This window comes from Streptomyces sp. rh34 (assembly GCF_002551245.1).
Taxonomy (GTDB): Bacteria; Actinomycetota; Actinomycetes; order Streptomycetales; family Streptomycetaceae; genus Streptomyces.
In genome coordinates, this window is record NZ_NTGZ01000585.1 from 1 (window position 1) to 648 (window position 648).

The 648-nt window shown below is 78.5% G+C and carries 1 protein-coding gene; it reads left to right on the forward strand.

The genetic code is table 11. The features are described from left to right. Window positions 1-648 (forward strand): UbiA family prenyltransferase (locus CR470_RS38340; RefSeq protein WP_097872326.1); only part of this gene is annotated, 648 nt, incomplete at both ends.

The window sequence follows — 648 nt, forward strand, 5'->3', positions numbered from 1 at the left end:
CTCGCGGTGACCGCGCTCGCCCTCGCCCTCGCCCTCGGCTCCGGCCTCGGCGGCCCCCGCTCCGCGCTGGTCACGGTGGCGGTGCTGACCGGCCAGCTCTCGGTGGGCTGGTGCAACGACGCGTACGACGCACGGCGTGACGCCGACGCGGGCCGCCGGGGGAAACCAGCGGCCGACGGCACGGTCGGGGCGCGTGCGGTGTGGGCGGCGGCGGCGGTCGCGCTCGCCCTGTGCGTACCGCTCTCACTGGCCTGCGGGGCGCTCGCCGGTGCGGTGCATCTCGCCGCGGTCACCGCCGCCTGGCTCTACAACCTGTGGCTCAAGGCGACCGTCCTGTCCTGGCTGCCGTACGTGGCCGGATTCGGTGCCCTGCCCGCCGCCGTCGCCCTCTCCCTGCCCGGCGGGCCGTGGCCCCGTTGGTGGACGGTGGCGGCCGGGGCCCTGCTCGGGTTCGCGGCGCATCTGGCCGACACGCTCCCGGACATCGCGGCGGACCGGGCGGCAGGGATCCGGGGCCTCCCGCACCGGCTGGGCGACAGGGGGACCCGGCTGCTGCTGCCGGTGCCGCTCCTCGGCGCCACGGCCGTGCTGGCGTTCGGGCCGCCGGGGCCGGTGGACGCCGGGGGTGCGACGGCGCTCGTCCTGGCT